The organism is Variovorax sp. 01T439_2, from assembly GCF_056398445.1.
Window position 1 is genome coordinate 1 of sequence record NZ_JBFTPJ010000666.1, and the last position, 3,374, is coordinate 3,374.

Genomic DNA, 3,374 nt, shown 5'->3' on the forward strand with positions numbered 1-3,374 from the left:
CGATGTTGTCGTAGCTCGATGGTTTTACGGCAAACCAAGATCGTTGATCAGCGCAGCCAAGTAGTTGGTACGTGTGTGCGGCACGTCCACCACGTCCACAAAATCCGGGTGCCGGAAATACACGATCAGGTAGGGGTACTTGGGCAGTCTCCATGAACGCAGGCCGGGCATGCCCAACTCGGCCTCAAGACGTGGCGAGCCTGCGTCGGGATTGCGCTTGATGAGTTCGTAGGCACTCTGCAGCTCATCCACAAAGCCCCTGGCCGCGCTCGGAGCCTGCATGGTCACCGCGTAGTATTGAATCGCGGCGGTGATCTGCGCACCGGCACGAGGGCGGACAAGGAATCGCTTGGCGCCCTTCACGCTCAAGTCGCTTTCCTCTTCACAGCCTTCACGGTCTTCGCGGATGCAGTCCTGGCGTTGCGCTCGGCGGGAGCGCCCGCCGCTTTCGCGTTCAGCGCCACGGCATGCGCGATCTCAGCTCGCAATCCTTTGAAATATGCCGGTGTCCACTCGACGGCAGGCCCGGATTCAAGGCCGGCAAGGATGGCGGCTCGGAACTGCTCGCGTGCCAAGTCCCGCCGGATGAGGTCACGCATGTACTCGCTGGCATTGCCATAACGACGATCTGCGACCTGTGCATCCACAAATGCCTTCATCTCGTCAGGAAGAGAAATGTTCATCGTCGTCATCTGAAGCACTTTAACCCAGGATGGCAAACTTTGCCATAGCCGGCCTCGCGCCATGACATCATTTCGTGCCCGCCTCGCTTCGCCTCGTGCGGTCCGCATGGGCGAAGGAAGCAGAGAAGGGCTCCGGGTAACCTCAAGGCCGGGCCGCCTGAGATGCGGCCAATGCGGTGCTGGTGCRCCACAATGCCGCCTTGAGTCATCACCACGGCGTGGGATTGCTTCGTGAACCCTACATGGCCGATTCGCTGGGCAGTGCCTTTGCGGTGCTGCAGGCCATCATGCGCACGCTGGACCCAAGAACATCCTGAACCTTGGCAAGCTCGGCCTGACCGACGAGCTGCCCGCCCAAGCAGACTGGGTTTCATCGAATGGACCGCTCCCTCGGCGCGCRCCTTGCGCGGCACCCGATCATCGCGACGCTCTACGGCACGGAGCAGATTGACGCCTTCCTCGACAGCCCGAGTGAGATCGCCATCGTCGCGAACGTGGGATTGCGCAAGCTGCACGCCGTGGTGGGAACCATCACCCGCGCCGACAAGATCGTGACGTTGGCACGCCACACGACGTTCGCAGCGCACTGGCGGCCGGCGCAGTGGCCGTGTCGACGAGTGATGCCTTCATCTGGGGCCTCGATACGGAGCAGCGGAAAGGTTGCCCATGAACGGCATCGATTTCTGTCTCGCAATCGTGGCATGCATCTGAAACACGAGACACCGCCTTCATGAAGATCTTCTTCTCTCCCGCGTCTCCCTTCGTGCGCAAGTGCATGGTCGTGGCCCACGAACTCGGCGTGGCCGATCGCATCGAAAAGCTGCCCAGCGCCGCCGGCCCGGTGAAGCGCGACGCCAGCATCCTCCCAAACAACCCGCTCGGCAAGGTGCCGACCTTCCTCACCGACGACGGCCAGGTGCTGTTCGACAGCCGCGTGATCTGTGAGTACCTCGATACGACACACGGCGGCGGCCTGTTCCCTGCCGCCGGACCTGCGCGCTGGGCGCGCCTGACCGAGCTGTCGCTGGCCGACGGCATGACCGGTGCCGCGCTGCTCGCTCGTTACGAGACCATGTTGCGCCCCGAGGCGCTGCGCTGGAGCGACTGGACCGACGGCCAGCTGGACAAGGTGCGCACCGGTCTCGAATGGCTCGAAGCGGCGGCGCCGTTCGGCGAGCGCATCGACATCGGCGCCATCGCCTTCGGCTGCGCGCTGGGCTACATGGACTTTCGCTTTCCCTCGGTGGACTGGCGCGCGCAGGCGCCGAACAGCGCGAAGTGGTTTGCCGGGTTCAACCAGCGGCCGTCGATGCAGGCCATGTTGCCGATGGCGTAGCCCCTTGATCTGGCAAGGCGATGTATATATCGGCAGGAACATCGTCTATTTGGAGTGCGTCATGCAGCAATCCACCGCCAAGCTCTTTGCCAACGGCGACAGCCAAGCTGTGCGCCTGCCGGAGGAATTCCGCTTCGAGGGCACCACCGGAATCTATATTCGACGCGATGCTGCGACCGGATGACGTCATCCTGTCAATACGCGCCCAACGCACTGGCGTGCGTTCATGCAGATGCCGGAGCAACTGGGTATCGTTCCTCCAGACTTTCCGCAGGCCTGCGAACGAAGCGAGCAGTTGCAAGAGCCCGTCGAAGGATGGAAGGAATGACGTTGCTCACGCTGCCCAGGTAGCGCAGGCCCGGAGCTCCGCGTCCATTCCAGCAGGAAGTTCCAGCTCACCCACACGTTCGAAAGCCGTTCGGGCGCATCGACGAAATACTGAACCTGGGCTTCAAGCCCGGCTTCATCCCCAGCGCGGGCGACATGCTCGCGGCCATCAACGCGCCGAGCTTGACGGTCACGTCAACGTATACGAGGACGCAGCTCATCGTGCGCTTCGACGCCTGGGACGGCGGATGCCGAAGTCCGTCAGGCATCCCTCGACGGCGCAACCACCGCACCTTCGATGTGGTGGCGCACCATGGCCTCGGCGACAAAGCCCGAGGCCTTCATCTCCTCGACAAACCCGCTGAGATAGCTGGCGGCTTCAATGCCGCGGCTTCGCGGCGTTCCCATCGCCTGCTGGATGACCATGAACCTTCCGGGCAGGAGCCGCAAGCCCTTCAGCCTTGCCGCGTCGGAGGCGAGCTGCTGGCGCACGCCGGCGGCCACGTCGACGCCTTGAGCAAGAAACTCGTCGACCACCGCGGGAGAGGTGTCTGCACGGACGATCTGCGCCCGCTCGAGTTCGCGCGTCAGGTAGAGGTCGTAGGCGCTGCCCTTGCCGACCATGATCCGAACGCCTTCGGCATCCACTTGCTCGTTGGCTGCGATCGCGGAGTTCGCTCGCACGAGGTAGCTGCCTTCGATCAGCAGGTACGGCGCCGTGAAGAGCAAGCCCTCTGCGCGCAGCGGATCGACGGCGAAGAAGCCGATGTCGGCCTGCTCGCCGGTCACGGCCGCGACGGATTTCCCTGCGGCATCAAACACGACGAGCTGCAGCTCGGCCTGCAGGCGCCTGGCCAGTTCCTTGGCCAGATCGACCGACACGCCGGTCGCCTGCGCGTGCGCCGCATCCCAGCGCGCGAGGATCGGGTTGCCGAGGTTGATCGACGCACGCAGCACGCCCGCGGGCATGAGTGCCGACCGGGTGGAAGATTCGGCGGTCATTGGCTAACCTCCGTGCTTCGCACTGC

The 3,374-nt window shown here is 63.8% G+C and carries 5 protein-coding genes and 2 pseudogenes; 4 read left to right on the forward strand and 3 right to left on the reverse strand.

What is annotated here, in order from left to right; translation table 11 throughout:
* Positions 1-24: 24 nt before the first annotated feature.
* Both AC1DOC_RS25470 and AC1DOC_RS25475 read right to left on the reverse strand, forming a co-directional pair.
* The gene (locus AC1DOC_RS25470; protein WP_278879542.1) at positions 25-363 is read right to left on the reverse strand and encodes a type II toxin-antitoxin system RelE/ParE family toxin; all 339 of its coding nucleotides are present in this window, start codon (positions 361-363) and stop codon (positions 25-27) included.
* A gap of 2 nt (positions 364-365) precedes the next feature.
* Positions 366-692, reverse strand: coding sequence for a type II toxin-antitoxin system ParD family antitoxin (locus AC1DOC_RS25475; RefSeq protein ID WP_478084260.1), 327 nt, complete (start codon positions 690-692; stop codon positions 366-368).
* A gap of 152 nt (positions 693-844) precedes the next feature.
* Here AC1DOC_RS25475 and AC1DOC_RS25480 point away from each other — a divergent pair.
* The 4 genes and pseudogenes from AC1DOC_RS25480 to AC1DOC_RS25495 all read left to right on the forward strand — a co-directional run.
* A pseudogene (locus AC1DOC_RS25480) lies at positions 845-1,047 on the forward strand (FAD-linked oxidase C-terminal domain-containing protein); the annotation flags it as partial.
* A gap of 13 nt (positions 1,048-1,060) precedes the next feature.
* Positions 1,061-1,237, forward strand: a pseudogene (locus AC1DOC_RS25485) (glycerol-3-phosphate responsive antiterminator); the annotation flags it as partial.
* Positions 1,238-1,413: 176 nt separating this feature from the next.
* Positions 1,414-2,019 carry a glutathione S-transferase gene (locus AC1DOC_RS25490; protein WP_278879529.1) on the forward strand — a complete coding sequence of 202 codons (606 nt, stop codon included), beginning with the start codon at positions 1,414-1,416 and terminating at the stop codon, positions 2,017-2,019.
* 61 nt (positions 2,020-2,080) lie between these two features.
* Complete coding sequence (locus AC1DOC_RS25495) at positions 2,081-2,203, forward strand: antitoxin (protein ID WP_307596761.1); 123 nt, start codon at positions 2,081-2,083, stop codon at positions 2,201-2,203.
* Positions 2,204-2,607: 404 nt separating this feature from the next.
* Here AC1DOC_RS25495 and AC1DOC_RS25500 read toward each other — a convergent pair whose 3' ends face one another.
* On the reverse strand, positions 2,608-3,348 hold the full coding sequence (locus tag AC1DOC_RS25500; protein WP_478079295.1) for an ABC transporter substrate-binding protein: 741 nt from the start codon (positions 3,346-3,348) through the stop codon (positions 2,608-2,610).
* Between the last annotated feature and the right edge of the window lie 26 nt (positions 3,349-3,374).

Coding starts and splice junctions, on each gene's coding strand:
- AC1DOC_RS25475 (WP_478084260.1), bottom strand. CDS start 692: ATGACGACGATGAACATTTCTCTTCCTGACGAGATGAAGGCATTTGTG.
- AC1DOC_RS25490 (WP_278879529.1), top strand. CDS start 1,414: ATGAAGATCTTCTTCTCTCCCGCGTCTCCCTTCGTGCGCAAGTGCATG.
- AC1DOC_RS25495 (WP_307596761.1), top strand. CDS start 2,081: ATGCAGCAATCCACCGCCAAGCTCTTTGCCAACGGCGACAGCCAAGCT.
- AC1DOC_RS25500 (WP_478079295.1), bottom strand. CDS start 3,348: ATGACCGCCGAATCTTCCACCCGGTCGGCACTCATGCCCGCGGGCGTG.